Genomic DNA, 25,115 nt, shown 5'->3' on the forward strand with positions numbered 1-25,115 from the left:
TTCACATGGTGGAAGTCGTCTTTTCATGTTTAAGTTATGTTCCATTTCTGGGGAATCCAGCTAGTCTTTTTGCGTAGAGCAGATTCGCTGAGCGCGCTTGTAAAAACTTATCGGTTCTTCCTGCGACAACAGCAATGAAGTGGTCGGGATTTTGGTTATTGATCTCGATCAACCACAGCTTTTTATTTTTATCAATCGCTAAATCGAAACCGAGATTGGCGCAGTGGATGCCGCGTTTTTCAAGTTCTAGCGCGGCGTGGCGCGCGATCATCGTCATTTTATTGTTCCATTGATTCGCTTTCCGACGGTTGATGTCGAGCGTTTGTTTTAACCCTTTTTTACCCCATTCGGCATAACCGCCAGAAGTAATGTTGCTAATAATGCTGCGTTTCGCCCCATATCGAGCAAACAGTCCAATGTTTGCCCATTGATTGGTATCGTCTTTCACTAACGTTAAGCGAAAATCAATCACCCTTCCCTTTAGCGTTAATAACGGGATGGCCTGTTGAATTAAATATTTTTCCGAGGCGGTTACGGTTTGCAAGTAAGAAATAAACCGTTTGTGATCCGCGAAGATATGTTTGATGTTTTGGCCATAGACCCTTGTTTTCACGATCACTTTTGGGCGGTCAAAGGTGGCTTCGATGACCCCCGCTCCGAGTCGGCCAACAACAGGTTTAATGAAGATTTTTCCGTATTTTTTTAACATTCGTTTCACATCGGAGGAGTCGTTTAATAAGACGGTTTCGGGTAAATGGTGTTTGAGATTGGGGTGACGGCGCAACCATCGATACATTTCCCATTTATCGAAAATCGGATAGTTGAAAATGCGCGGACCTAGCGTTTGGTAAAAATGAGTGGATAATTCCTGAAATAAATTCCATTTATCGGTCAGACTCACTTCCACGATCGATAGGATTGCCGCTGGATACGCGTATGTTCCTTTTTCCCAACGGTTGTATGTTGGATTGAAGATCCATCCTTGAATCGTTTGCGAGCCTGGATCTACACCTTCAAGAGAGAAGATGAGCAAGGCGCCACCGATTTGCTCGTAATTTGCGGTAAAGCTCGCTAGATAGTTTTCGTTATTTTCTAGTTGATTATCGGATACAGCGGCTAAGACCCCGATAAAGGGCCCGATGATCAGGCTATTTCCTTGTCGTTTGACTTCGTACTCCACCGTTGTTGGAAGATGTAAATGGGATAACGTGTCCGAACAAACCCGCAGCATATTCAAATCCAGGTCGGGATCCAACGCAAGCGTGACCTCTTCATAAACATTGCCAAAAACGAGTGTTACTTGCTCTCCCTTTTCTAAATTTAGGTGGGCGAGTGTTTGAGGATGAGCTGTCAGACAAGCGGAAGCGCTAGATTCTGATATAATCTTGACTCTTCTAATCAAGTGAAATCCCTCCCGCGGGAAAACGTCAGGCAAGTGTAGTAGCTAGTATATGAAATTGTCATGCAAGTGACTAGACAGAAGGGAGGGTAACCTCAAAATTAAGCCAATGCCCCGCCGCAAACGCTCAAGCCAAGTCCTATCTTTGTTAATACAATAGAGTAGGTTAACGCTAGGGAGGAATGAACTTGAAAACATTAACTGTTCAAGATATTTTGGGACCGCTTAAAGGGACTTTGGTCCGCGGGAGCCGAACTGAGCCGATACGGGATGCCGTTGAACATCCTTCGCAAATTCGGAGAAGAAACACGTTAGTGTTTGACCGTTACGATAAATATTTGCTGCCGCGCGCGTGGCGGATGTTTCCCAGGGGGGTCATTGTCACCGACACGCCGCCGATGTTTTTGGGCAACGACTGTCGCTGGACGATCATATACGTGAAAGATATGGAACAAGCTTTCTGGGACTTTGTAGAGTATTATCGCGGACTGTGGGACATCCCTGTCATCGGTGTAACCGGCACATGCGGGAAAACAACGGTGAAGGAAATGGTCAGCTATATTTTGAGTGAATCGATGCGAACGCAATCGACCTATAAAACATACAACGGACTCGTCTACAATTTGCGTTATTTGATTGGGATCGATGAACGAACCGATGCGGCTGTAATGGAAATGAAAGTCGCCGTGCCTGGCGATCTGTTGCATACGTGCCGCGTGTTTAAACCGCAAATAGGGATCTTTACTAACATTGGTACGGATCATTTAGAACACTGTGGGACGATGGAAAATTATATCCGAGAGAAGGCGCGGTTAATCGATGGGTTAGATCCGCGGGGCGTCCTTATTTTGAACTGGGACGACGCGAATATTCGGAACCTGGACACGTCCTCTTTTCAAGGAAAGATCCTAACATATGGAAAAGGAGAGGGTGTGGATTATCGGATTACGCAGATCAGTTATCGAAACGAGGGCATGCGCTTTACTTTTTCCAGCAATGGAAGGTCGTATGAAGCCTCGACGCACGGGTACGGGGAACATACGGTTTACAATGCGGTTGCCGCGCTGATTGCCTGTGAAGCCGTTGGGGTTGATCTGCAGACTGCGATCAGACGTTTGGCGTCCTACCGTCAGCTAGAGGCGCATCTACAAACACGCGTAGGGATTAATGGATGTCTGTTATTAGATGATACATGGAGTTCCAATCCGACTTCGGCGGAGGCGGCTTTGAAAGTGTTGCATGAGTTGGCGCAAGGGAAGCAAACGGTCGCGATCATGGGGCGAATCGGCATGCTAGGGGAACATACAGACGAACAACATCAGATGCTAGGGGATAAAGTTGTTGAGAATCAGGTCGACGCTTTAATTACGATCGATCCAACCGCCGATTTGATCGGGAAGCGCGCGATTGAGCTTGGTATGGATCCTCGTAGAGTATTCTCGTGTCATTCCCCGCATCAAGTGTACGGACGGTTTCGTCAATTAGTAGATAAAGACGCTGTTGTCCTCCTAAAGACATCGATGATGGATCGCGTCGATCAAATTAAAAAATTGATCATCAAGGAGGGGGATCGTCCTTGATCAAGTGGGGAGAACAGCCAAGGAAAATCAAGTTAGGTGATCAGACGTTTCGTCAGATTCGCTTAAGAGACAAAGAGATGTTTGAATCGTACACGAAACGCTGTGACTATCCGACCAATTTATGGTCGATGAACTTTGCGTTTCTTTGGGCAGACGCTAAAGGGGATCAGAAGCTTGTTTTCTGGAAAATCATCGATGATCTGCTCGTCCCGTTTGTTCTATATCGGAAAGAAGGATTGCATCTCCTTTGTTTGCCGTTAGGAGCGGGGGGACCCGATCGTATATTATATGTTGCTTATCAATGCTTAAAGTTCTGCAATACTTGGAATCGAAAAAACCGCTACTATCCAGCGACAATCCGCACGGTCAATCGGGATCAGCTCACTTTTTTGCAACGTAGTTCCGAGTTTCAAAAATACTTTGAATACCGAGAGATGAACGGGCGAGAACGGCATTTCAGCATTGAAAAGATTACCGAATTGAAGGGAAAGGACTTTCAACGAATACGCAATCAACTAAACCGCTTTAACCGCGACTATCCTAATGCGGTGATTCGTCCCTACGAACATCGTGATTATGAGGCTGTGTTGCGTGTAAACAACAACTGGTTGAAAAAAGCGAAGCAGCAGTATTCGGTTATCTTCGACCAACTGTACTTTCGGGAAATCATGAAACAGCATGAAGAACTGGAACACGCAATCCTTGTCGTTGAAATTGATCACGAAATTGTCGGGATGGTGAGCGCAGGATTGACCGCGGAAGGCCAGTCATGGGGCTGCCTGATTAAGAAAATGGCCGATGTTGACGGTCTGAATGAAGTGATGATTGTAGAAATGGCGCGCGCAGTTCAACGTCTCTATCCGACGGTGGAACTACTCAATGTCGGCAGTGATTTAGGGGTGGAGGGGCTTAGCAAGTTTAAGGAAAAGTTTCGACCTGCGCTCAGTTTAGAACGGTATCGCGTACGCTTGAAAAAATAAGAGGAACGTAAAAGCATAGACTTGATCTATGCTTTTTTATACTCTGACTCGACCTATCAATCATTTGTAGTCACTCTATTAAAATGTGCAAATGGATGAGGACGAGCGCTTAGTCAATAAGCTTCTCTCTAACATATAAATATACTAGATCAAATGAAAGAGGTGAATATAATGGGAATTCGAAAACATGATCAATGCTTTGTTGAAACGCATAAAGCCTATCTAGATTTTGCTCTCGGTTACAACAATACCCCCGCGCCGGCCCCTTCCGGATCAATGCCGATTAATAGTGTTGTAGATTACGGCAGAGTCTTTTTTGAAGACAAGACTCACAATCATAACAAAGCGTTAATCGTTGTAAAACGGACAGATGCGGATCCTTGCAAGTTACGCTTATTTGTAAAGACGCGTGATAGAAATGAACCATTTTCACAGTTAATCCCTGCCGCAGTCGTTAATGAATATGACCATCCCGGTAGTTATGCGATGCAAGTTGAAAATGTAGAGTGGGTTTCGTTAGCTTGTGAGCCGACAGGTGGTGTCCCTGGATATTGTGTTGGAAAACTTATTATCCAAAAGACATTCTGCATTTGTTGCAAAAATAACGGCTAATCACTGTTGAGAGGCTGACTCAATCAGGGTACGACCCTTCGTATTGGGTCAGTCTTTTTATTTTTATCATTGCTTTATTTTTCTAATAAAAAAAGAAAGGAGGCGCATTCAATGAATGTACAGATCCAACGTTGTTACCATCTCTCTCCCGATCAAGTCCTTATTTCAAAGAAGTGGCGGAGCAGTCGATTTCCAAGAGAACTAACCTTGAATCTTGGCGCCTGGAGAAAACGTATGCAAGTCGTGTTTAGTGACCGTTTAGCCTCTGATACAATTGGCATCTCCACTGCCTTATTTCCAAGTCTAACCATTCCAGCGAACCTCTATTACGAGAGTCGATGGATGGGGACGCAGTTGATCGTTGGCCCGGTTATCGCTCTGATCGTTGGCAAGCAAGAGTTAAATCAAGATGCATTCGATGAATTCGAAACCTACTTACAAGATTATGCGTCAATCAACGGCCTTGTCTATATTTGCGCGGAAAGCGGAATTAATACGCAGGCAAAAACGATCGAGGGATACTACTATGATCCACAGGCGAGTGAGGAAGAAGAATGTTGGAAGCAAGGTGTGTTTCCATATCCAGGATCGGTTTTTCGCCGCGTTCTTTTACAAGATCGGATTCATTATGATCTTGTTACTACGTTACAAGGGAGACTCTTTAATGGCTATTTATTCAACAAATATGAAATGTGGGACGCGTTGTCAAAGGTTCCTTCTCTGCGTAATCATCTGCCTGAAACCGCGTTGTTCATTGGGGTGGAGGATGTCAATCGGATGTTAGCGCGCTATCCGTCGGTGTATTTGAAACCGATGTTTGGCGGGTACGGGATCGGGATTTTAAAAATAGATCAGACGGCAGACGGGTATCGGTTGTATGATGGCGACAAAGTTGACAAGTCGTTTCAAGCTGTGGCAGAAATTGCAGACGACCTCAATCCGTTGATTATGCAGCATTATATTATTCAGCAAGCGGTCCCCCTTTTATATGAAGATCGACATGTAGATTTTAGAATCATCTTGCAAAAAGACGGTTCACAAAGTTGGAAGTCATCGGCGGTGTTAGCGAAGTTCGGTCGGGTTGATCAGATCTTCACGAATGATGCGAGCGCAGTTATGACAGGGATGGAAGCGTTAATGGAAATTTTTGAGCTTACGGAACAGGAAGCGGAGGCGAAAGAGCAACAGATCATTGATCTATGCATCCAAGCCAGTCACGTTATGGAACAACGTTACGCGCGTTTTGGGATGTATGGGGATTTTGGATTTGATGTGATCATCGATCAATCCAAGCGGATCTGGCTGTTAGAAATCAACAAATTTCATCAGTATGAAATAGGATTATATGTAGATGACAATCCTGATGAACTGTACGAAAAATTTGTGACAACACCGCTTGCTTATGCTAAAGCGCTGGCTGGTTTTGGATAGAACGATGGGGTGATTGACTGAGAGCAAGACTATTTCCCCTAGCATATAATATGATAGAACGTTTATGAGTAGGGGGGGCGCTAAATGAAGAAGGCTTTGACTCGGAAGCAAATTGAATCATTGAAAAGAAGTTTTAAAAAAAAACTAGGATATGAATGTGATCTAAAAGACCCCAAAACAATCCAAGAGAAAATACAATGGATTAAGATATATGGAAAGTTAGAAAGGTTTGCCAAATATACAGATAAGGTTGAGGTTCAAACGTTTATAATAGAGACAATCGGTGAAGCTTATCTTATTCCAACGATTGGTGTGTATGAGCATCTGGAGGAGATTGAATTTGAACAACTCCCGCAGTCCTTTGTCATAAAAGCAACGCATGGTTCAAGCTGGTATAAGATTGTAAAGGACAAAACCCAGATTGACTGGATGGAGATCCAGCAATTGCTAGGAGAGTGGCTTGAGTCTAGCTGGTTCTCGAAATCAAAGGAATCGAATTATAAACCATTGCCGAAGAGGATTTTGATTCAAGAGTATTTACCCCGCGCGCCGAAAACCTTTTCAGAATACTCTTTTCATTGTTTCCATGGAGAGCCTCAGTTTGTTCGGATCGACGGATATCAAAGCCTCGGCATCTATTCTATGGACTGGCAGCCGCTCCTCGAGCGGGTCGAGACGACGCCGTCGAATAACGATGAGAAGAGCATAGCGAAACCAGCTACCTTCGCGGAAATGGAACGCGTTGCCCGCGCCCTTGCCAAAGATTTACGATACGTACGGGTTGATCTATTTGATGCTGCGGGGCGTGTCTATTTTAATGAAATGACCTTCGCTCCGGGCGGCGGCTTTCTGCAAACATCTGAAGAATTTGGTCTTTGGATTGGGTCCTTGCTAGACTTGAAGAAGTATGTATGAATCAAAGCGCAAACAAATAGAAAGGGCCTCTTAGCATGGGAGCTGAAGAAGCCCTTTTTCTATTATTTTTGTTTTTTCGACGCTGCAAGTCTGGTGATCGCGCCGATTTCAATTCCATTAGCATAGGGTGGCACTTGAAAAATGTTGAGAAATAATTGACCGCAATCGTCGTTATCAAATCCACTCGCTTTGAAATAGTAGGTTTTTCCCGCTAGCGCCTCAAAAAATACTAAGGAAGTATAACCAGGTCCATCGTCGTCACTACAAGCGACCTCTGTTAAATTAGCGCAGGTTCCCGTGTAAACACCCAATATTGTATCGTAATTGCTATGAATCGTGTTGGCACCAATTGTCATATTGCGCGGCGCGGTGAATTTGAACCAAACTGAAAAGTATTCATCGGTGACGCAAGTTGGATCCAGTGGGTTTTGTGTCGCATCGCAGGTGAGCTCAATCGCTGAGAAAGGTAATCTACGGATGGTTGTCGCTGTAACGCATTCGTCATTAACAGGACAGGCAATGAATTGTGATTTACGTGGACGATGAATCATTCCCATTTTCATTCCCCCTCTATTAAATTATTTCTAAAGAACTCCGGAATCAATCACTGGAAAAACGGCAAGGTAAAGCATTCCACAAGCGTTGCGACCATAGCCTGCAACAGAAACGGTATAGGTTTCCCCAGCGACAGCCTCAAAGAATACGGGAGTCTCATCGCTTTTCCCGCAACTTACATTTGTTAGCGCATGGCAAGCGCCTGTATAAATACATACCTTTGTAGCGTAATCGGTATGGGCGGTACTTACGGCGAGCGTACCTGTATATTCAGAAATGAACGTATACCAAACCGTGTGGTTTTTCGCTCCGCATGTGAAGGAATTCGCGCTGAAGGGGATTGTCTGAAATACTGTAGCCCTGCTGCATTGATCATTTAAGGGACGACAAAATCCTTTTCTCAACATGTTCGACCTCCCATCATTTTGTGTAGGGAAAAAAGAATCCCTCGCGCGAACACGAGGGATTACAAAATCTCTTATAAACCCATCATTCTATTTCGTAATTGCTCAAGAACTAGAGGTTCTGGCATTTGACCGTAGTCAAAGGATACGATTGAGCCAATCGCGCAGATTGAAACTTCAAACGTGATATCCGGGAACCCGCCGTTAACCGCATTTCTAGGTCCATTGGTCGGTGGGAATTGTAGAACTACTTTGGAATGCTCAATATCTGTAATCGTTCCCACTCCTAGAAATCCGCCATTGTTACCTAGAAGCAACACGAAATTGCCAGGTTGCCCCATACTAAAGTGTTCTCTTAAATTCCTCTTCATGTTTGCAACACAGTCACAAAAACAATCTTTTCGAACTCCCATAATTAATTCCTCCTTTTTGTTTGGTTAATATAAGATATGCTTGTTTCTCGTAACTGGTATCGGCGTTTTTCTTGGTAGATTCGTATATTTTTAAAGGAAGGAAATGATGAATGCTTTCGCCTGTATCCTATGCCATCGCACAAACAGAAGAATGAAGCAAGGAATAGAATGAATAGATGCTTGTTAGTTCAATCCGAGAGAGGGGATCGACCGAATGGTTTCTATTATTTGTTGTACGATGCGTCAGCATTTTATGGAGAATGCATTTCGAAACTATGAAAGTCAGGATTATCGTGAAAAAGAGCTTATTATTATATTAAATCGGGATGACATGGATCGCAGCGTTTGGGAGGCGAGAGCGAGACGATCGTCAAATGTCACTGTGTTTCAATTGCCGGAATCGATGACGTTAGGAGAGTGTTTGAACTTTGGGGTTGAACAGGCCAAATATCCGTATGTCGCCAATAAACAGGGATTTTGGAATGGCTGAAAAAAAGAGATTGCTCTATCGGCGAAAAGAGATTTGGGCAACTTTATAAAGTATTTGGGAACGACACAATTGAATGTTTAATTAAGACACCTGAGCTAATAAGACAAATATTGCCCTTTAGTGATGTAAGTTATAGTCTCTATCAAGAATTTAAGGAAGTACAAAAGAAAAACAACTTTGCAGAGCTACTAGCGTATGAACTAGGAAAGCCCATGGTGCATTTGGCAGGTGCGATTGCAAAGATTGAACAGGAGCAAAAAAGCAATATTTTTTCAATAATTTGCGATTCCCCATATCTACTATATAAATATATAGATGTTGATTTAGCGATATATGATGAATTTGCAATTGGAAATTTAAATATAACACCTGAAAATACTATGAGGATTGAACAATGGGCGCTGGATATATTGGTCAACAATACTAATCAGGGAAATACTGCGATGGATATTCAGGAATTTTATTGTGAAATGGAAATTAAGCTGCAACTTAGTAAAAAGTTAATAGCTGAAGAAATAACAAAAATGCAATCTCGAGAATTTAAGATTGAAGGCAACTATATTGTTCTTTATAAGGAAAATAAAATTGAAAAAGAACTTGCCTACCACGCTCACCGCATTGCAACTAAAAAGTTAGAAATATATCCTTCCAATATCGAGAAGCATTGTAAACCACTCAATACAGAACAAAGAAAGGCTGTTGAGACTGTATTCAGTGAGAATGGTGCTTTAAGTATTGTAACTGGCAATCCAGGTACTGGAAAGACAACTTTGATTTCCTCGATAGTGAATATTGCGTCAGAAGCAAATCTTCAAGTGAGGCTTGTTGCATTTACTGGTAGGGCAAGTGAGAAATTAAATGCTGCAACAGGTGCCCCCGCTACCACTATTCATAGTCTGATTGAGGAAATACGTTCCTATTGTAAAGAAACTGTTCAAGCAGACATCATAGTAATTGATGAAGCTAGCATGATAGACAATATTTTAGCCAATAAGCTTTTTAGAGTTTTACCAAGTGGTTGTCGTGTAATCATTGTCGGCGACATAAATCAGGTTGAAAGCATAGGAGCAGGAAGCTTTCTAAGGGACATTGTTGATAGTAAGAGATTTGTACATACGGTATTAACACGTATACATAGGCAAGCAAGTGATAGCTTGATAAGGATTAATTCAGACCGTTTATTAGTGGGTAAAGAATTTATTGAGAGTCCATTTGATTCAGACTTTGCACTAATTGATGCTGACGATGGGAAGATAATTTCCGAACTGGAATATGTTTTTCATGACCTTTGGAGAAAGGGATATAACCCGTTAACAGATATTCAGATATTAACACTTTTTAGTTCAGAAGAATATCGTTTTGGATGCATTAATGTAAGTCGCCTAATACAGAAATGGACTACCAAGCTTAGATGGTCTAGTAATCCCCCACCATTTGGACAAGATTTGGGCATAGGTCTAGGCGATAAAGTTGTTCAAAACGCCAACAACAAAGAAAAAGGTGTTTTGAACGGAGAGATTGGTTTTGTTGTAGGTATTTGTCCTGAACGTGAAATCCTCACAATAGATTATGGGAATCAAAATGATAAATTTATTACTTATAGATTCGATGAATTAAATCAAATCACCTTGGGCAGTTGCTTAACGGTTCATAAAGCCCAAGGTAATGAATACCGTATAGTAATTCTATTGGTACCTACGGAAAGCGAGCATCTAATAAGACGTGATGTGATTTACTCCGCTATCACCAGAGCCAAAGAAAAGCTATACATTGTAGGTAATTTAAATACATTGTACAGAAACCTTTATGAGTTGAAGATAAAAACAAGAACAACATTATTAACAAAATATGTTATGGAGCGATTTCAAAATGAAAATGATGAACCAGAAGAAATTTTTGGAGATAAAAATACAATTGAATTTTACTGGAATTAACTTTGTAAATAAAAACTTAGAGACACCTCAAACAAACTTTAATTGTTTTATTGGATTATCTTTTAGCCCTTGACCCTGCAACGGTCACTGGTTACGCCATTTTTAGGATAAACGGAGAAAATGCGAAGTTAATTGAATACGGTACATGCAAATTAAATGATAAAAAAGAAAAAGGAATCGAAAAAGCACTTAATATCAAAGTATTATTATCGGATATCTTTGCTCGATTTAACATTTCAATTGTGGCTGGAGAGGACGTAGTATTCGTACGTAATTTCGACAGCGCAGTAGACCTTTTAAAGCTACAGGCGGTAATTGAACTCTTCTGTATAGGCAAAGGCGTAAAGTATGCTTACAAAGCATTTAAACCACGCAGTTGGAGGGGGAGGGCAAATGGTGTTGGGGCACTTTTGGAAGTGGAGAAGGGAAATGTTAGTCAAACTGTTTGGCATGGCTATATGAAGAATATTGTCGCTTCTGATATCGATGGAAATGCTGCGGATGCTATTGGGATTGGAATGTGTTACTTATACAGGGAATTGCAGATACCATTTGCAAATATAATGTTGAAAGATAATAAATGAAGAGGCTGTGGTGGTGCCATGTCACAGCCTTTTATTTTGAAGAAAACCAAACGTCATATAAAATTAATAAAATACAAACTTGGAGGTAATTATGAAATTCGTTATCTATACACCAAAAAATATCTTATTGGAAAAGGTCATACAAGTTATCGAAAAGGAAGTCATATACGCATCTTATCAGGCAACGATTAAAGGGGTTAATTTTACAATTTTATCGAATATCAGGTTAGGAATAATTCGGACAGAGAGTGGCTTTGTAAGGTTAAATTTAGGTGGACGTTATGATAGAACGAGTTTAAGTAATTTTAACACGGTCAAAATACAGGTAATGGATGCTTTAACAAGGAATCGCATTCCATACATGGAGCGCAATGAGTTCAGTGAAGTGAGAAGGAGGGAAGTCGTATGAACACGTTAATAACAAATGATATGCATTCCATGCAACTTGCTGTCTTAGTAGAGAAAAAACTATTGACTTTAAAAATACCATATGCTAGATTGATAGTACTTTAATTATGAAAGGTGGTTAGTCTAGAAATTAAAAGTCGAACTTAATTTTATTTTAATCGAACCAACTTATTCCAATGCCCAGCCAATTGCTTGGCATTGTGACGAAAATCTTTGTGTAATAGCAAAAAAAGTAGAATATGCAAAGCCACTTTAGACGTTGCAACCAGCACGGAAGCCTTTAAATAGGTATGGTCATCGAACCAGGTTCTAATGTAGGGGCGCTATGCTCGTAATTCCTGTTAGGTTGCAATTAGGAAGCTACTTTGCACTTCTATTTTGCTTTAAACACATCAGATTTATTTTGAATTGAATAGTGTAATGATTACTTTTTCCCTTTATAAGGGACAAGTATGTAAACTTTGATGTTTCCTATCCACGGGATAGGTGTGTCAACTTACACTAAAGCAGTTCAGCGTCGCAGGTATTGGAATAGTTTGGTTCTTTTTTGTGCCATAGGGATTCCATTACGACAAAATGGAATCCCTTTTTGTCGTTCCTTGTACATTGATAACTTCATAATGAACGAAACAATACAATGTGCCCTTTTCGGAAGGGGTATTGGGCGAAAGCGCAAAATAGCATAACACCTATTCACATAGGTGCCGCATTGTAATGCAATTAAAAAATTTGGAGGTAAATAACATGAAACAATTATCGTACAATATTATTAGCAAAGAAGAACAAACGGTAGGAGAAAATATAAATCTCATAAATGTTGATTTCACTGTTGAAGTGGAGAGTCAATTATTAGCGGTTAGCAATCACCCCATATACTTTACGGTTGTTTATTATGTCAATAAGATTTCAAATGAAATTGACCATGTTGAATACGTTGGAACAAGTTCTGCCAACTGGGAAGCTTTTATCGTAGAAATCCCCGATGAAGAATACCTAATGATAGATAAAATTATGTTTCATATTTGCGAGCAAATAGACAAGTTGGAACTAGCAAAAGTATTCCATTCATAAAATAGGGGTTGGGGTATTTATGTTTGAAGTTGCCCCTGTATCTTATTCCATTTCACGGAGGTAATTTTAATGTGGAAAAATGAAGGTCATATGAAAATAAATTTATACGGTTACAAATGTAATAATGGGCAAGCGCTAATTGAAAAAGAAGAAGCAAAAGTAGTACGCAAGATTTTCCAGCTAAGAAGTGAAGGTATGGAATATAGCTTAATTTCAAGACATTTGAATGAATCAGGATACATTATGGACAGAGGAAGGGCATTTACTGCACAAAGGGTTTCAATAATATTGCAAAACGTATTTTACGTAGGATTTGTTGAATTTGCTGATATTAAGACAAAAGAATTTCAACTAGTCAAAGGAACGCATTTGCCAATTATTACAAAGGATATATGGAATGAAGTGCAGAAAGTGGAGCACAAGCAAAAGCTGCAGAATAAGGATAATTAATTGAAATGAAATGCTTGGGCTAATTTATTCAAGTTCAAGCATTTCTAAAATACATAGTAAGGGAACGATTGGACATGAGTAACAAAACAATAATAAAACCAACAGAAGAAGAAATTAAAAAGCAGGAATTACTTGAGACTTTAGTTAAAATGATTAGTGAGTATTCGAAAAGTAAATCAAAAAAAGCTTAGGATTCACGTCCTAAGCTTTTTCACTACAAAATTATGGAGGAATTAAATATGAGTACAAATTTAATTAAATGTTGTGGGTATGTTAGAGTGAGCACGGAAGAGCAATTGGAAGGTTACTCTCTTGAATTTCAAGCAGACGAGATAAGAAAATATGCAAGCTTAAACGGATATGAAATAGTGGATATATATGAGGAGCGGGGAGAATCAGCGAAAAATTTAAACCGTACCCAATTCCAAAGAATGGTGAAAGATTTATATGAGAATAAATTTGAAGTAATATTAGCTTGGAAAGTTGATAGAATCAGCCGAGATGTTGTTGATTTAATGCAATTAATAAAAGAACTAAACGGGAAAGATAAAAAGCTTGTAATTACCTCCACAAATTCAGATTCTACAAAAGAGAATGATGACATTGTGTTTCTTTTACAGGGGTACTTTTCTGAATTGGAAAGAAAAAAGATACTTGAAAGAACAAGTTTGGGTATGAAAAAGAGGGCCTTAGAAGGGTATCGTAATGGCGGTAAAGTTTTTGGTTACGATATGGTTAACAAACATTTGGTTGTAAATGAAGATGAAAGTAAGATAGTCCAAGAGATATTTGAACTAAGAGCTCTTGGAAAAGGATATAAATATATTGCCCTACAATTGAATGCAAGAGGAATTAAAACAAAAAGGAACAACTCCTTTTCTATAGCTGGAATAAAGGGAATCCTGAATAATGTGATATATATAGGTCTAATAAAATATGGAGAGTATGTTAATTGGAATGAAAAGAGAAGGGCAGGAAGAGCAGAGCCTGAGATTGTAATAGGCCAGCATAAAAAGATTATTTCACAGGAGTTATGGGATAATGTACAAGAGATAAATAAAAAGTATAGAGAAAAAAGGTTAGTGAATAGAACTGTGAAAGGGGAATTACTGCTTACTGGTGTCCTTAGGTGCCCTGTTTGTAATTACGGTACTGTTATGCATAAAAGTAAAGGGCACTTCTATTATATGTGTGGACAATATCACAATAAAGGAATTACAGTATGCAGAAGTAATCTTGTTAAAAGGGACTTTATAGAAAAACACGTTGAAAATGTGGTACTACAAATAATTAATAATGAGGAAATAATACAAGAAATGATTGAGTATCACGAAAAAACTAGTAATGCAAATACTGATTTAGCTGAGAGTCAATTGAAAAGTATTATAAATAAAATTGAACTTACAAATAAGAGACTTACAAAACTTGAAGAAGAATATCTAAATGATTTATTGAATGACTACGCTAGGGAACGTAATAATAAGCTAGCTGAAAAAGTTTCTAAAGAACTTCAAGAACTAGAGATTAACAAAGGATTTTTAGAGGAAGAGATAGCTGAAAAGGAAAATAAGCAAATTAATGAAAAAGGAATAAGAGAAGCCTTTAAAGACTTTGAATCAGTTTATTTCTCGGCGGATAGGTTGTTAAAGAAATCGTTATTAAGGGCACTGATAAAAAGGATTGAAGTCTCAAAGGACAGAAAAAGACTTGAATCTATAGAGTTTTGGTTTTTTCCTGACTATCGTTTGCCATTAGGTGAGTTAAGGCGAAGGTCAGTTTATTCTCAACGGATCGTTAAAACAATTGAAGGTAGGCGACGTTGTAACGATTCCCGCGGGCAGCGCGCATACGATTCGGGCTACAACAGAGCTGGAATTTATTGAAGTTCAGTTGGGCAGAAAACTAATTGAAGAAGATATTGTCCGCATCCATACGGAGTGGGATCAGATATTAAAACAGATAAAAGAGAACAAATAAGCATGAAAAAGAAGAATCGCACAAGCTTCATAAATCGCATAATTTCTAATGAAGGGGTTGAAAGTTGGTTTTGGGCTAGAGTTCCCCAGGATGATGTTGTGAAAAGACTTGCCTTACGCGCGAGTTGATCTATTTGATGCTGCGGAGTGTGTCTATTTTGCCGTTTGGGTAGGATTATAACTAGATTTGGCTAAGTATGTATGAACATGTAAAAGCGCTTCTTGGTGTGGTTGCTAAGGGGCGCTTTTTCTATTGAATCTTTAAGTTACCGTCAAACTTTGCGCCTGCCAAACCATTTCTTTCTTTGGGATCATCATCCTCTATTAATAGCCTGTTTTCATATGTGATAGGTAATTAAACAATCAGTGTGATGCTCCTTTCAATAGAAATAAGAGTAAGTCTATTGAAAGGAGTCAAAGTATATGAGAAATCAATGCAAGGAAAAAGGTAAAAGCTATTCAAAGGAATTAGACAAACGATATCCTGAGCTTAAATGTTATATCTATTGGCAAAGGAAACAGTTAGAGAGGGCATTTGAGAGGGAGATTAGGAGGGAGCGTCAAAGATTACTTTGGTATTTTGGAAGAATGTTGCGCTATCAAACTTATGATCTAGAGAATCGAATGTATGATCTGGAGAATCGATTAAGAAAACAGGCGCGAAGAGAGTTGCAAAATGAGTTGTATTCAGCGCGCTATGCCGAATGGTTAAAAGAGGTCCTACAAGCCGAGCGTGGGCAAGGTGATTTCAAAGAAATTGCTCAACGATTTCTAAATGAGGATGTTGAAGTGCTTACACATGCGGGAGCCCTCTATGGAACAATAACGGATGTGGAAGACGGTTATCTTGTCTTGCGTGAAACGGAGTCAACGATTGTAATCGTTCCCTTTGGAAATGTGACCTCTATTCGACCGCAATAAAATTTTGAATAGAAAGGAGTAGTATTATGTTTATTGATGAATTGAGAAGGCATATAAACAGTCAGATCCAAGTTGCCACACCTGGTCAGGTTTTAGCGGGAGTTTTAGCGGCAGTTAATGCAGAAGTGATCACACTAAGGACATCTACTTTTCCGGGGTATGACGGAGCGGAGGACGTAATGATCCGGATCGAAAACATTGGCTACGTCAGAGTGTTCGAGTGAGTAAACTGTCAATTATAATTCCGACTCAAGATGAAGAACAAACAATCTCATCGGTAATCGAAGAGGCAAAAAAGCTATCGCCGTTGGAAATAATTGTCGTTATCAACGGTTCCAGTGACAATACGAAACAAATCGTTCAATCCCACCAATGTAAAATTATCGAGTATCCATTTTCAATCGGAAATGATGTTGGAAGAGCAATTGGCGCGCTTCATGCCAACGGGGATATCCTCTTATTTATAGACGGGGATATCCCTATCCCTTCAAATAAGCTTTTTCCTTTTGTTCGTGAAATCCAATCGGGCTCTGATATCGCCCTAAATAATCTCCGCTGGACAGCGCAACTTCCTATTCGTCCTCATACAACAACTGTTTCCAAAATCGCAGTGAATCATTTTTTACGCGCATCGTCGCTGTCGGTTAATTCACTAATAGCGATTCCTCATGCTATGAGTAAAGTCGCTCTAGAAAAAATTGGCTGGCATCATCTTGCTGATCCGGTGTTAGCTCAAGCGATCGCTATAGAAAAAAAGTTAAAAATCGCATCGCCTATCGATGTAGATGTTATCGGTACGAATCGCATTCGGCCTGTTCACTCCGCTCCTTCTGTAGGATCACCGTATCCGCAATCAACTAGTCGAATACTAGGAGATCACCTTCGGGCTATCCAGTATTTAATTGAGAAAAAAGGGCCGCGTGGTGGCTTTACGGATGGAAATCGAAATCGCAAACTTTTACAACGATTTGTTCCTCACTCCTTTGCTAAAAGAGCGAAAAGGAGCGCAGTGATTCCTGTCGGCGAGGAAAAACGAACCATCAGCCAAGTTATTTCTTCCGTACGCCAAGCGGGCGTGGATGAAATCATCGTCGTCGCCAATGGCGCGGATCGGGATACGCTCCATTTTGCTCAGCAGGAAAAAGTGTTGTTGGTCCCGTTTGGGAAACAGCTGGGACACAATGTGGGAAGAGCGATAGGAGCCGCATATGCGACAGGGGAGATTTGCTTGTTTATAGACGGAGATTTTGTTATTCCACCCGATGATTTAATTCCTTTTATTCAAGCTGTAGAAGGCGGCGTCGATATTGCTCTCAATAATCTGGAGTTTTTGATGGACCAATTTCATCCGATGGATACGATCAGTGTTGTCAAGTACTTTCTTAACTTGTCAGCAGGAAGGCCAGATCTACTAAATAATTCGCTTACCGCTGTTCCGCACGCCATGCATAGAAGAGTGATTGATAAGATTGGATTTAAATCTTTGATGATTCCACCTAAAGCGCAAGTCGAGGCGTTGCAACAGGGATTTAAGATCCAGGCGACTCATGTTGTAGATGTGGTAAAGCCAAATCGGATACGTCAAGATCACGTTTCAACGCAAGGGAAAATACCAGCTTTTGAAAGAATTATAGGTGATCATGTCGAGGCGCTAGGTCATCTTCTTCATCTTACAAATCATAGAGGCTTGTTTACCGATGGAAATCGAAAGCGAGAACTCTTAAAAATGGAGGATAAGGAAAATGACAACATCTAAATTAGCTGTGATTGGTTTGGGTTATGTCGGATTGCCTTTGGCCGTTCATTTTGCAGAACACGGATTTGAGGTGATCGGCAAGGATAAGGATGGACAGAAGATCGCTCGTCTGATGAAGGGCGAAACCTATATTAGTGATGTCACGGAGCAAGCCATACGAGAAGCGTTGAAAAAAGGGAGACTAACCCCCTCGTTGCCAAATAAAAACCTGCTGCAATCAGCGGATTATATCATCGTCGCCGTTCCAACTCCGATTTTAAATGAGCAACCCGATTTATCAGCAGTAGAAGAAGCGTGTCAATTGATTGCCGAACAGTTAAGAGAAGGGCAGACAATCATATTAGAAAGCACAACATTCCCTGGGACGCTAGAGGAGGTGATTCTCCCTATTATGAGTCGTACCGGGTTAACGGTCGGAAAAGACTTTTTCCTAGGCTATTCGCCTGAACGAATTGATCCTGGAAACACCGAATATTCCTTACAACGAATACCGAAGGTTGTTAGCGGGCAAACAGCAGCCTGCTTGAAGAAAGTAACGGAGTTATATGAAGTGGCGTTCGAACAGGTCGTTCCGGTCAGCTCACCTCGCGTTGCGGAAATGTGTAAATTGTTTGAGAATATTCAAAGGCTTGTCAATATTTCATTAGTTAATGAGATCGATCAATTGTGCCAACAGCTTAATATAAATTTTAGAGAATCATTGCGAGCGGCGGCTACTAAACCTTTTGGCTTCACTCCTTATTGGCCTGGTCCTGGGGTGGGAGGCCATTGTATCCCTGTCGATCCGATGTATTTCCAATGGAAAGCAAAGAAACAAGGATTATCCAGTCAACTTATTGAGCAGGCATTACAAATTAATCGGGTGATGCCTCAAGTCGTGGTAGACAGGGTAAACGAGGAATTAGGGAGCGTAGATAAGACAGAAGCGCAAATCTTACTCATCGGCCTCACTTATAAAAAAGATGTCAATGATCTAAGAGAATCGCCTGCTCTCGATATTCTTAAATTACTGTTAATGCATGGATATAAGGTGAAATATAGCGATCCACACGTCCCTGTCGTAGACATGAATCAAGAGCAGCTTACGTCTTGTCCGTTATCAGCAAACCTGTTGCGCGCTATGGACGTTATTGTCATCTTAACGGATCATTCAGCTATCGATTGGAAGATGATTAAGGAGCATGGTCAACGAATCATAGATATGCGAGGTGTTTACGATAATCATGAAGAAAGGTGATTCGATGCAAATGATTAGACGGAAGTACCTGGTGACAGGCGGCGCAGGTTTTATCGGTTCTCATCTTGCTGAGGGATTGCTTGAACGGGGTTATAAAGTCACGGTCCTGGACAATTTAGAGAATTCGATTGCTGATCCCGATTTAGACCAGAACTCGCAGCTTTCTTTTGTAAAAGGGAGTGTAACTGATCGTTCTTTGGTTCGGGAGCTAGTTGCTGAACACGATGCTGTGTTTCATTTGGCTGCGATGTTAGGCGTCAAGACGACGATGACCCATACGATCGAAATGGTTCAAAATAATCTAGCGGGAACATCGATTATTTTAGAAGAAGCGATGAGGACAGGAAAAAAGGTTGTCTTTGCTTCGACTTCAGAAGTGTATGGTAAAGGGGAACCGCCCTTCTCCGAAAATATGGATCTGCGCTTTGGCAACACGACAAAATTGCGCTGGAGTTATGCGCTTGGAAAATCGTTAGAAGAGTGTCTTTGTCTTGCGTACGGGCGCAAAAAGTTACCAATTACGATTGTTCGCTATTTTAATATATTTGGACCGAGACAAAAAGATGGGTCATATGGTGGTGTTGTATCCCGCTTTATTAAAGCCGCCCTGACAGGCGAGGATCTATTAGTCTACGGAGATGGCAGTCAAACACGTAGTTTTACCTATGTCAGTGATGCTGTCGAAGGAACGATCAGATGCTTAGAAGAGAAAGCCGATCAAGAGATCTTTAACGTTGGTAGTCGGAATGAGATCACAATCCTTGGTCTAGCAACTAAAATTAAAAACCTCACTAAATCTTCCTCAAATATCGTACACATTCCTTTTGATAAAGTATATCCTCATGGTTTCGAAGAAATCCCCAAACGATCTCCAGATATTAATAAGATTGAAACGATCCTGCAATATGAACCGCAAGTCAAATTGGAACAAGGATTGAAAGAATCGATCGGTTGGTATCGTCGAAAACTAGCGAGAGGAGAGTTGAGTTAATCGTGAGTAAGCAGGTTTCAATTATTATTCCAGCATGTAATGAAGAAAGTACGCTTCCTGGCGTACTTTCTTCCTGCCAACAACTAGATCCGCATGAGATCATTGTAGTCGCGAATGGTTGTACGGATCGGACCGTGGAAATTGCTAGGAAATTTAATTGTCAAATCATTGTAGAATCGCTAGCTTTGGGAAATGATGTCGGTCGAATGATAGGCGCCCGTCAAGCAACTGGGGAAATTCTTCTGTTTTTAGATGCGGATTTTGCGATTAATCCGAGTGAATTGAGAGAGATGTTAAGGCCTCTATTAACGGGGTCAGTAGATGTGATCCTAAATGACTTTGACTTTTTGTTTAAAGAAAAGAAATTTCCACACTCTACCACCATTTGGAGGCAAGTGTTTAATGAATTACTAGGTAGAAAAGAGTTAGGGATTGATTCGGTTTTATCGGTGCCTCACGCTTTTACTAGACAGGTTCTCGAGTTAATCGGGGTTGAATCTTTAGCAAATCCGATTGTGGCTCAAATGAAACTAATTACAGGCGGATTTCGAATCGCCCATGATTATGGAATTGATGTGATTAGGCTAAACCGTTTTCGTCCGGAAGAGCATGCGACGTCTTCCGCGATTCTTTCTCGTTCGGAAAAGAGAATCATTGGTGATCATCTTGAAGCGCTATCAATTTCGTCTGCATTGCAGTCAACGCGCGGTGGATTTCCCGACGGAGGGAGAAGGAGAGATATCGTTCGCGAAATACAAAACGGGCAACGTACGTTAACTGTTTATCCTGGCTGGGGAACGCAACGTTCCTCACTCTATAGGGGCCAACAAGTATCCGTTATTATTCCAGCTCAAAATGAACAGTTTACGATCGGTGATGTGATTAAAAATGTAAGGAAGATTGAACCGAAAGAAGTTCTGGTCATAGTCAATGGTTCAACGGATCAAACGGAGAGGATCGCTAGACAATGTGGAGCAACAACGATCGTTGTTGAAGAACCACTTGGCAATGACGTTGGTCGGGCGATTGGAGCCGAGTTCGCAACTGGGGATATCCTCTTGTTTCTAGATGGCGATTTTGTTTTAGAACCAGAACAACTATTCCCATTTACTCAGGCGATCGCAAGGGGAAAGCATGTCGCCTTAAATGATTTAAACTATTATTTAACGCTTAGGTTGCCATTGAACTTTGTCACCGCTTTAAAATATGCGATTAATCTAGCGGCCAATCGGAAGGAGCTAGGTGTTGGGTCGCTCGTAGCTGTCCCTCATGCGCTTAGTCGAACGGCGTTAGATCATATCCATTGGACTGCGCTCGTTTCTCCCGTTTTGGCTCAAATGAAAGCAATGTTAAGTCCTCCTTTGCAGATAGAATGCGTCCATCTTGTCGATGTCGATCGGATCAATCGAATTCGACCGGATCAACATTTTGCTACTGAAGGTTACCCACCCGCGGTGGATAGAATCATTGGAGATCATCTTGAAGCGTTGTCCTATTTAATTAAACGAGAGGGACAAAGAGGTGTTTTTAAGCAAAATTACCGTCGACTTCCCCATTAATATAAACGATTGGCTCGTTTGACGCCCGTCTTATCTCTATAACAAAAATGTCTGCGCTTGATTGGATGTAAATAGATTACCCAGTCAAGCGCTTTTTTGCTACACATATTCAGACCTGCTGTTCATAAAATAATATAGGGTGAAAGAAGATGAATGAACCTTCTTTAAAAACTTCAAAGTGGACGTCTCGGGCGCGTTATTTATGGGAAAAAGGAAAATTGCCTCGTCCGACGGATGAGCGGATTACGATTATTATGCGAGGGACGAAACTCGCTTGGACACAGCATGCGTTAGCTTGCATCGAGCGGCATACAGAACAACCAGCCATTGTTTACCTTGTCCCAGAAGGGGAGTTGTACCAATATGTCGGGGAACAATGGTTGGCAAACCCACGCTTGGATGCTGACACCTTGCTAGCTCCGCTTACTTATTCCTTTCCAATGAAACTAATGGCGCCGTTGCCAGGCGTTGATTCATTGAATCAAGCGTTAAGCGAAGTAACCGATTCTTTTTTCGTTGTTCTTGAAGATGCCGTTACCGTTGGCCCTCATTGGCTGACGAATCTGTTATGGCCTTTTTTTGATAATTCCACCGTAATGGGAAGCGCGCCGTTGACGAATTTAACGACACAAACACCTAATTTTGAGACGATGGCGCAACTGGTCGCTTATCAAAACCAACTTGGGATCGAACAATGCGGATCCTGGGAGTTTACGCCGCGTTTAACTTGGCCATGCGTTGTTTTGCGTAGAAGCGTTTTGGATGTGATTGGCGGGGTGAATTCGGAGATAGCAGACAAGCGCCAGGGAATTTCCGACTGGCTAGGACGGGCCGAAGCCGCGCAAGGAAAATTTGTGATATGCCATGATAGTTACGCGCTCGTTTTGGTGAAAGGGCCTGAGCGTTTTACCATTGAGGTGGATCAACATCAAAAACAACAGCCACCTGCGTATGTTCCATTATCCGCTTCGATTCAAACGTCAGAGATGAAACAAACGCCGATTGCGTTAGACGTCGTCTTGTTTAGCGGAGGAGAACAATGGAGCGATCTTAAGCGCCGTTGGATCGAGTTATTGCCAGTGAACGGCAAGCGTTATGTAGTCGGAAGGCAGACGACTGGAACAGAGTCGTTTACCCCGATGTCCTTAGAGCAATTAGAACAATTAGATCCATCTAAGACGCTTGTTTTCGTCAGTGATCCGCTTTGGGGCGCGATGGTTAAAAAATTTGGACCAAGAATATGGCTGCAATTATTGCCCGCTCGACTAGGTGAACAAGATGATCTATTCTATAAAAAATGTTATGATTTTGCGGCTCATCAGGCCACGCTAATTTTGACCACATCAGAGCAGGCGTATCTTGAACAAACTTTTCGTAGAGATGGTGTGTTTTTCTTAAATGGGGAAGATGAAGCTGCCTATGATATGGCAATTTATGAACGAGAAACTTTCTTTTTAAAAGATTATGAAGTGGTGTTTGTGGAGGTGATTCGAGATCTAGTCGAAGGCGAAAGTCCAACGGAATCAGTTCAAAAACAGTGGCGGTTACGTCGGCGACATTACTTAAATTTACTTAAAAAGATGGGTGAACAAGAAACAGTATTGTTTTTGCTTGCGGTGTATCATTATTTTTTGGAGTATTCAGAAGAGGCTGAGCGGTATTTGTTGCAGTCTTATCAGCTTGCCGAGGCGGCGGGTCACGCCAATGCGCGACAAACTCACTACCGATTTCGGTCCGCGATTCAGGCGCAACGTGGGGAGTTGGATGAGGCGGTTGCTACTTTTGGGGAGTCCATGAATAAAGAATTAGAGCAGCGCGCTTATCAGGCGCTGGTAGACCGCTTGCAAAGAGGGGAGCGTTCGTTAGCTAAGGTTGAACTGTTTGCCTTGAATGATGATTTGAAAATGGCCACGCGTATGTTACAAGAGATGTCGGGGAGGGAATCGCGTGATGTACTGTATCGTTTGTATGTAAAGTTGGGTAGGTTTGATCAGGCTGTCCAACTTGTAGCGAAAGATGAATTAAGCGCGCCTGAACAGCAAGCTGAATATGAGACATTGCTCGGTTGGAGTAAAATGATGGAAGGTGATCATCAAGGCGCCATCCAACATTTTTTACAAGCGGCGGAGCATGATGAAGGGGTGCTGAAGCAGATTAATTTGTTGCAATCAGCGGAACAGCGAATTCAGGAGTTGTTGCGTGAGGAAGATTTAGATCGAGAGGAGGGAAGCAAAGGGAGTTAATTCCTCCGTTTTGTCCAACAAAGCTGTCCTTAAGCTTAAGGACAGCTTTGTTGTTTTAAAAACATTAAAAGTCGTTGAAGGTCGCCGGACTAGTATGAAAGCTGCGATTTTCTCGCGATGGCTTTAAGTTCCTTGGGCGTTAAAATAGATGTCAAGCGTCGTCGGATTGTCGTCAACACTTGAGCGATAGGCGAGGCGCGTATATTTTAGAAAACGCATCGGAACCAACACATCAACAGCGCCTGCGGGAATTCCAGTAGATGTGCTCGCATCTGGATACCAATTGGTTCCATCCGCGCTAATTTCAACACGAACATCAGCCGCATTATCTGCTCCACTGTTATAGATGAAGAATGAGTATTTACCGAGTGTCGCTGTTTCAATCGGTTCTGTGCCAACATAGGTGTCTCCCGTTGTTATGTCCGGAAACACCTGTTCTGTAAAACTTTTTTGTGAAATAGAGGTTACACTAGACAATGTTCCTCCTGTAATGTTTCCGATATTGGCTACATTTCCGATGGTTCCCACGGAAGATAGTGTTCCATCCGCAATGTTGCCTACGCTTCCGACATTCTCAACAGTGGATAGGGCCCCTCCGGTGATATTGCCGATGTTCGCGACGTTCCCGATCGTTTCAACATTGGTCAACGTTCCTCCTGCAATGCTCCCGATGCTCTCGACCGTGTTCAGCGTCCCGCCCGCCACATTGTCGATGGTTCCGACGGTATCGACGCTAGACAACGCCCCCCCTGTAATGTTTCCGATATTGCTCACTGTTCCGATGGTTCCCACGGAAGATAGCGTTCCATCCGCAATGTTGCCTACGCTTCCGACAGTTTCCACGGTAGATAGGGCTCCCCCGGTGATATTGCCGACGTTCGCGACGTTCCCGATCGTTTCAACATTGGTTAACGTTCCATCCGCAATGTTTGCAACAGTACCGACATTTTCGACGGTTGATAAGGCTCCACCGGTAATATTCCCGACATTAGCAATATTTCCGATGTTTTCAACTGTATTCAAGGTTCCACCCGCGATATTTCCAACATTTTCGACAGTCGTTAATGTTCCGCCGACAATACTGGCGCCGATGTTCCCTTCCGCATCGGTTCTGACGGGCACGGTCCCCGTTCCATCGCTACCATAGATAAGCGTTCGTAATTCATCTGGATTCGTGTTAAATGCGGCAAAGTTTGGCACTCTCGA

Annotated in this window: 25 protein-coding genes; 20 read left to right on the plus strand and 5 right to left on the minus strand. The window is 41.6% G+C overall.

Features of this window, described 5'->3' with window-relative positions; genetic code table 11:
* Positions 1-34: 34 nt before the first annotated feature.
* Positions 35-1,402, minus strand: coding sequence for a YheC/YheD family endospore coat-associated protein (locus BEP19_RS10865; protein ID WP_120189882.1), 1,368 nt, complete (start codon positions 1,400-1,402; stop codon positions 35-37).
* Between the two features lie 185 nt (positions 1,403-1,587).
* On the opposite strand from BEP19_RS10865, the gene BEP19_RS10870 reads away from it, so the two are divergent.
* From BEP19_RS10870 to BEP19_RS10890, 5 genes are all read left to right on the plus strand, one after another.
* Positions 1,588-2,979 carry a UDP-N-acetylmuramoyl-tripeptide--D-alanyl-D-alanine ligase gene (locus tag BEP19_RS10870; RefSeq protein WP_170145343.1) on the plus strand — a complete coding sequence of 464 codons (1,392 nt, stop codon included), beginning with the start codon at positions 1,588-1,590 and terminating at the stop codon, positions 2,977-2,979.
* Entirely contained in the window at positions 2,976-3,959 is a 984-nt protein-coding gene (locus BEP19_RS10875; protein WP_120189884.1) for a phosphatidylglycerol lysyltransferase domain-containing protein, read from the plus strand. Before BEP19_RS10870 ends, BEP19_RS10875 begins: the two co-directional genes overlap by 4 nt.
* A 171-nt stretch (positions 3,960-4,130) precedes the next feature.
* The gene (locus BEP19_RS10880) at positions 4,131-4,571 is read left to right on the plus strand and encodes a hypothetical protein (RefSeq protein WP_120189885.1); all 441 of its coding nucleotides are present in this window, start codon (positions 4,131-4,133) and stop codon (positions 4,569-4,571) included.
* A 111-nt stretch (positions 4,572-4,682) separates the two neighbouring features.
* Positions 4,683-6,002 (plus strand): YheC/YheD family endospore coat-associated protein, encoded by a 1,320-nt coding sequence (locus tag BEP19_RS10885; protein ID WP_120189886.1) that lies wholly within the window; start codon positions 4,683-4,685, stop codon positions 6,000-6,002.
* Between the two features lie 84 nt (positions 6,003-6,086).
* Positions 6,087-6,917, plus strand: a complete 831-nt coding sequence (locus BEP19_RS10890) for an ATP-grasp fold amidoligase family protein (protein ID WP_120189887.1) — start codon at positions 6,087-6,089, stop codon at positions 6,915-6,917.
* Between the two features lie 62 nt (positions 6,918-6,979).
* On the opposite strand, the gene BEP19_RS10895 is transcribed toward BEP19_RS10890, so the two are convergent.
* The 3 genes from BEP19_RS10895 to BEP19_RS10905 all read right to left on the minus strand — a co-directional run bounded on the left by BEP19_RS10895 (position 6,980) and on the right by BEP19_RS10905 (position 8,289).
* On the minus strand, positions 6,980-7,474 hold the full coding sequence (locus tag BEP19_RS10895) for a hypothetical protein (protein ID WP_120189888.1): 495 nt from the start codon (positions 7,472-7,474) through the stop codon (positions 6,980-6,982).
* 27 nt (positions 7,475-7,501) lie between these two features.
* Positions 7,502-7,879, minus strand: coding sequence for a hypothetical protein (locus BEP19_RS10900; RefSeq protein WP_120189889.1), 378 nt, complete (start codon positions 7,877-7,879; stop codon positions 7,502-7,504).
* Positions 7,880-7,950: 71 nt separating this feature from the next.
* On the minus strand, positions 7,951-8,289 hold the full coding sequence (locus BEP19_RS10905) for a hypothetical protein (protein WP_120189890.1): 339 nt from the start codon (positions 8,287-8,289) through the stop codon (positions 7,951-7,953).
* Between the two features lie 214 nt (positions 8,290-8,503).
* Between BEP19_RS10905 and BEP19_RS10910 the strand changes: the two genes are divergently transcribed.
* The 15 genes from BEP19_RS10910 to BEP19_RS10980 all read left to right on the plus strand — a co-directional run bounded on the left by BEP19_RS10910 (position 8,504) and on the right by BEP19_RS10980 (position 23,909).
* Positions 8,504-8,779 (plus strand): glycosyltransferase family A protein, encoded by a 276-nt coding sequence (locus BEP19_RS10910; RefSeq protein WP_120189891.1) that lies wholly within the window; start codon positions 8,504-8,506, stop codon positions 8,777-8,779.
* Positions 8,767-10,713 carry an ATP-dependent DNA helicase gene (locus BEP19_RS10915; RefSeq protein WP_120189892.1) on the plus strand — a complete coding sequence of 649 codons (1,947 nt, stop codon included), beginning with the start codon at positions 8,767-8,769 and terminating at the stop codon, positions 10,711-10,713. The genes BEP19_RS10910 and BEP19_RS10915 overlap by 13 nt, the downstream gene beginning before the upstream one ends.
* A 50-nt stretch (positions 10,714-10,763) precedes the next feature.
* Positions 10,764-11,297, plus strand: a complete 534-nt coding sequence (locus BEP19_RS10920; protein ID WP_170145344.1) for a crossover junction endodeoxyribonuclease RuvC — start codon at positions 10,764-10,766, stop codon at positions 11,295-11,297.
* A gap of 91 nt (positions 11,298-11,388) precedes the next feature.
* Complete coding sequence (locus BEP19_RS10925) at positions 11,389-11,706, plus strand: hypothetical protein (RefSeq protein ID WP_120189894.1); 318 nt, start codon at positions 11,389-11,391, stop codon at positions 11,704-11,706.
* Between the two features lie 743 nt (positions 11,707-12,449).
* A complete protein-coding gene (locus BEP19_RS10930; RefSeq protein ID WP_120189895.1) occupies positions 12,450-12,776 on the plus strand; it encodes a hypothetical protein in 327 nt (108 codons plus the stop codon).
* 69 nt (positions 12,777-12,845) lie between these two features.
* A complete protein-coding gene (locus BEP19_RS10935) occupies positions 12,846-13,226 on the plus strand; it encodes a recombinase family protein (protein ID WP_120189896.1) in 381 nt (126 codons plus the stop codon).
* A gap of 239 nt (positions 13,227-13,465) precedes the next feature.
* Positions 13,466-15,109: a recombinase family protein gene (locus BEP19_RS10940; RefSeq protein WP_170145345.1), complete on the plus strand. Its 1,644-nt coding sequence runs from the start codon at positions 13,466-13,468 to the stop codon at positions 15,107-15,109.
* Positions 15,030-15,203: a cupin domain-containing protein gene (locus BEP19_RS18320; protein ID WP_170145346.1), complete on the plus strand. Its 174-nt coding sequence runs from the start codon at positions 15,030-15,032 to the stop codon at positions 15,201-15,203. Before BEP19_RS10940 ends, BEP19_RS18320 begins: the two co-directional genes overlap by 80 nt.
* Before the next feature lie 422 nt (positions 15,204-15,625).
* Positions 15,626-16,123 carry a hypothetical protein gene (locus BEP19_RS10950; RefSeq protein ID WP_120189899.1) on the plus strand — a complete coding sequence of 166 codons (498 nt, stop codon included), beginning with the start codon at positions 15,626-15,628 and terminating at the stop codon, positions 16,121-16,123.
* A gap of 26 nt (positions 16,124-16,149) precedes the next feature.
* A complete protein-coding gene (locus BEP19_RS10955; protein WP_120189900.1) occupies positions 16,150-16,347 on the plus strand; it encodes a hypothetical protein in 198 nt (65 codons plus the stop codon).
* Positions 16,344-17,879, plus strand: coding sequence for a glycosyltransferase family 2 protein (locus BEP19_RS10960; protein ID WP_120189901.1), 1,536 nt, complete (start codon positions 16,344-16,346; stop codon positions 17,877-17,879). Before BEP19_RS10955 ends, BEP19_RS10960 begins: the two co-directional genes overlap by 4 nt.
* Positions 17,866-19,116 carry a nucleotide sugar dehydrogenase gene (locus BEP19_RS10965; protein WP_120189902.1) on the plus strand — a complete coding sequence of 417 codons (1,251 nt, stop codon included), beginning with the start codon at positions 17,866-17,868 and terminating at the stop codon, positions 19,114-19,116. Before BEP19_RS10960 ends, BEP19_RS10965 begins: the two co-directional genes overlap by 14 nt.
* Positions 19,117-19,129: 13 nt before the next feature.
* Entirely contained in the window at positions 19,130-20,107 is a 978-nt protein-coding gene (locus BEP19_RS10970; protein WP_120190007.1) for an NAD-dependent epimerase/dehydratase family protein, read from the plus strand.
* A 2-nt stretch (positions 20,108-20,109) separates the two neighbouring features.
* Positions 20,110-21,666 (plus strand): glycosyltransferase family 2 protein, encoded by a 1,557-nt coding sequence (locus BEP19_RS10975; RefSeq protein ID WP_120189903.1) that lies wholly within the window; start codon positions 20,110-20,112, stop codon positions 21,664-21,666.
* Between the two features lie 149 nt (positions 21,667-21,815).
* Complete coding sequence (locus BEP19_RS10980) at positions 21,816-23,909, plus strand: hypothetical protein (protein WP_120189904.1); 2,094 nt, start codon at positions 21,816-21,818, stop codon at positions 23,907-23,909.
* 123 nt (positions 23,910-24,032) lie between these two features.
* Here BEP19_RS10980 and BEP19_RS10985 read toward each other — a convergent pair whose 3' ends face one another.
* Entirely contained in the window at positions 24,033-25,109 is a 1,077-nt protein-coding gene (locus BEP19_RS10985; RefSeq protein WP_120189905.1) for a DUF6385 domain-containing protein, read from the minus strand.
* Positions 25,110-25,115 lie beyond the last annotated feature (6 nt).

It is taken from the genome of Ammoniphilus oxalaticus (assembly GCF_003609605.1).
Taxonomy (GTDB): domain Bacteria; phylum Bacillota; class Bacilli; order Aneurinibacillales; family RAOX-1; genus Ammoniphilus; species Ammoniphilus oxalaticus.

Coding starts and splice junctions, on each gene's coding strand:
- BEP19_RS10880 (WP_120189885.1), top strand. CDS start 4,131: ATGGGAATTCGAAAACATGATCAATGCTTTGTTGAAACGCATAAAGCC.
- BEP19_RS10885 (WP_120189886.1), top strand. CDS start 4,683: ATGAATGTACAGATCCAACGTTGTTACCATCTCTCTCCCGATCAAGTC.
- BEP19_RS10890 (WP_120189887.1), top strand. CDS start 6,087: ATGAAGAAGGCTTTGACTCGGAAGCAAATTGAATCATTGAAAAGAAGT.
- BEP19_RS10895 (WP_120189888.1), bottom strand. CDS start 7,474: ATGGGAATGATTCATCGTCCACGTAAATCACAATTCATTGCCTGTCCT.
- BEP19_RS10900 (WP_120189889.1), bottom strand. CDS start 7,879: ATGTTGAGAAAAGGATTTTGTCGTCCCTTAAATGATCAATGCAGCAGG.
- BEP19_RS10905 (WP_120189890.1), bottom strand. CDS start 8,289: ATGGGAGTTCGAAAAGATTGTTTTTGTGACTGTGTTGCAAACATGAAG.
- BEP19_RS10910 (WP_120189891.1), top strand. CDS start 8,504: ATGGTTTCTATTATTTGTTGTACGATGCGTCAGCATTTTATGGAGAAT.
- BEP19_RS10925 (WP_120189894.1), top strand. CDS start 11,389: ATGAAATTCGTTATCTATACACCAAAAAATATCTTATTGGAAAAGGTC.
- BEP19_RS10930 (WP_120189895.1), top strand. CDS start 12,450: ATGAAACAATTATCGTACAATATTATTAGCAAAGAAGAACAAACGGTA.
- BEP19_RS10935 (WP_120189896.1), top strand. CDS start 12,846: ATGTGGAAAAATGAAGGTCATATGAAAATAAATTTATACGGTTACAAA.
- BEP19_RS10940 (WP_170145345.1), top strand. CDS start 13,466: ATGAGTACAAATTTAATTAAATGTTGTGGGTATGTTAGAGTGAGCACG.
- BEP19_RS10950 (WP_120189899.1), top strand. CDS start 15,626: ATGAGAAATCAATGCAAGGAAAAAGGTAAAAGCTATTCAAAGGAATTA.
- BEP19_RS10955 (WP_120189900.1), top strand. CDS start 16,150: ATGTTTATTGATGAATTGAGAAGGCATATAAACAGTCAGATCCAAGTT.
- BEP19_RS10965 (WP_120189902.1), top strand. CDS start 17,866: ATGACAACATCTAAATTAGCTGTGATTGGTTTGGGTTATGTCGGATTG.
- BEP19_RS10980 (WP_120189904.1), top strand. CDS start 21,816: ATGAATGAACCTTCTTTAAAAACTTCAAAGTGGACGTCTCGGGCGCGT.